The sequence below is a fragment of the Saccharopolyspora sp. genome (assembly GCF_017434145.1).
Taxonomy (GTDB): domain Bacteria; phylum Actinomycetota; class Actinomycetes; order Mycobacteriales; family Pseudonocardiaceae; genus Saccharopolyspora_C; species Saccharopolyspora_C galaxeae.
The window spans coordinates 1-2629 of sequence record NZ_JAFRFW010000747.1 but is presented as its reverse complement, the minus strand read 5'-3'; the positions used below and the strand labels follow the sequence as shown (position 1 = coordinate 2629).

General features: G+C 70.9%; 2 protein-coding genes. Both read right to left on the bottom strand.

Going from position 1 to position 2629, the window contains the following annotated elements; translation table 11 throughout:
* Positions 1–341, bottom strand: a 341-nt coding sequence (locus tag IJH84_RS20335) for an AsnC family protein (RefSeq protein WP_295147636.1), incomplete at its 3' end; no start/stop codon positions are given.
* 143 nt (positions 342–484) lie between these two features.
* Positions 485–2425, bottom strand: coding sequence for an arabinofuranosyltransferase (locus tag IJH84_RS20330; RefSeq protein WP_295147634.1), 1941 nt, complete (start codon positions 2423–2425; stop codon positions 485–487).
* Positions 2426–2629: the final 204 nt, after the last annotated feature.

Below are 2629 nucleotides of genomic sequence, written 5' to 3'. Positions count from 1 at the left end.
GGAGCCGGCGGGACGAACTGCTGCGGACCGCTCGGGCCGGTGCCGGGATGACCGCCGCTGTGACCACCACTGTGACCACCACTGGGGCCGCCGTGCACCTGTTGGCCGCCGCTGTGCTGCTGGACCCACGCGTTCGCCGCGGCCAGCGCGTTGCGGATGCCTGCCGGGTCGCATTCGACGCCGACCACCATCGGCAGTCCCGTGGTCGACAGCGCGGCGAGCCGGGCGGCGACCTCGCGGACGTCCATGCCGAGCCTGCCCGCGATCTCGTGCACCGCGGCGCGGCCGGACTCGGCGACGGCGGTGAGCAGACGTACGTCCACGGGATCAGGGCCAGTCACGTCCGGCCACGCTACCCCCTCGAACCGATCACCGGACGCAAGGGCGCCGAGTTCGCCGCGCCTCGGCGGCACGGGGATCGCCGGTGCTCGCGGGGTTCGGGATCGATCCCGGGCGGGCAGCGCTCGGGCTGCCCGCCGACCGGTCAGCGCACCGCGATGATCGTGTACGGGCCGACGTCGCGGCGGGAGAACCCGGGCCCGTCGAACACCGCCGGATCGAAGTGGACGTCGTAGTCGCGCACGTTCGGCAGCTGCGGGAACGAGTCGCCCTTCAACGTCAGCGCCAGCTTCCGGCCGTTCGGGTCGGACGGGTCGGCGGCGCGTTCCTTCTCGCTCTCCGACGCGACCGGGCTCATCGGGTTGCGCAGCACGAAGACGTTCGGGGCCGCGAACTTTCCGCGGTTCATCTCGGCCAGCAGCTGCGGTCCGCTGCGCGCCTTCGACCACCGCTCGATCTCGGCGGCCCGCTCGTCGTACTCGGCCAGCGGGTTCGCGTAGTGCGGCGTCTCCTGCTGGAAACCCCAGTACGGCCGGAACGACATGAGCTTGTAGTCGGTGGTCAGCAGGATGTTCTGCTGCGGCTGCTTGCCGGTGAGACCGGAGATCGCGCGGTAGACGTCGTCGGCCCACGACCCGGTCTCCTGCGGGTCCCGCGCGCCCATCGCGTTGTTCCCGGTCGGGTAGTAGTCCTCGTAGGCCAGCTCGGTGGAGTCCTTCAGCTTGGTGCCGATGGCCCCCTGGGTGAGGGTGATCGCGCCGATCAGGCCCAGCGCGCAGGACAGCGTGGTGATCCGCGCGGCGTACGCCAGGTCGACGCGCTCCCGCAGCCACCCGATGAACTCCAGCAGCGCGAACACGCCCGCCACGGCCAGCACCGCGCCGAGGATCACGTTCAGCCGGAACGACAGCAACGTCGTCTTCGCCACCAACGCCAAAGTGGACAGTCCGAACCACACGTAGATGGAAAGCACCAGCATCAGCATCGCCGCGGCGATCTCGCTGCGGCGGGCGCGCAGCAACAGCCAGCAGAACCCGGCCAGGCACAGCGCGCCGAACGGAGTCGGCTCGGTCATCGGCACCGGCAGGAACGAACCGTCCTCCGGCAGGTAGTGCAGCGCAGCGCTGCGCGGGTTGTCGGTGAACACGTGCGTGGACAGCACGTACGGCAACCACACCAGCAGCGCGATCAGCCCGCTGACCACGCCGATCGGCAGCAGCCGCAGGAAAAGCCCCCGCACCGTCGGCCACAGCGACGCGCCGCGGCGCACCCGGAAGACGCCGATCACCACCGCCATGGCCACGATCAGCAGGACCGCGAATCCGAAGTGCAGCGTGTAAGTGATCGCGGCGAAACCGACGTAGCCGCCGATGCCGATCAGCGTCCAGCGCGGCGCGCGATCCCCACGGCGCAGCGCATGCCAGGTCAGCACCGCGATGGGCGCCAGCCAAGCCGCCGACGGCCAGGCGTAGGGCTCCTCGATGCCGTGCAGCATCCCGGCCAGCGTCGTGGCCACCGCCGCCAGCAGCGCCAGCTTGCGCCGCACCACCACGCTCCAGAGCGTGAACGTGACCACGGCGGTCACCGCGACCCAGATCAGCGCGTACGGCTTGTAGGCGGCCCAGCCTTCCCAGCCGAGCAGGTTCGCGAACCGGCCGCCGAGCCAGAACCAGCCTGCCGGGTAGTACGGCGCGGTGTCCGCGTAGTTCATGTCCGCCAGGCCCAGCGTCGAGGCCATCCGCGTCATGTACTGCATCCGGAACCCGTTGTCGACGGACGCACCGCCGAAGTAGTACCGGGTGGCCTGCAACGGGATCGCCAGTGCCAGCGTGCTGAACGCCGACAGCGCGACCCACGTTCCCGTCGCGCGCAGCCACCGCGGCGCGCCGATTCGGGCGAACGCCAGCACCGCGAACGTGATCAACAGCACCAGGCCGGCGCCGAGCGAGGCCAGCGCCTCCGGCGCGTAACTGGGCTCGCTGATGCCCAGCCGGGTCACCGCGAACTGCAGGACGAGGCTGACCACCGCGGCCACCGCGGAACCCGCCAGCAGCTCGATCACCGCGGTGCGCAGCGGAAGCCGCACGGCCGAATCCTGGCGCGGTGCGTCGATCGGTCGGGGGCCGGTCAGAGCCGGACTCAGCAGGGTTCCCGCCACGTGAGTTCGATCCTTCGGCGGTGGGGGACAGGGCGCCCGCGCAGAATAGAGGATGCTCGCGCCGCGGCCGCACGGCTGTCGGTGATCACCCGCTAGGGTGCTGAAAGGTGTTCAGAGGCGCCCCGCGTCTCG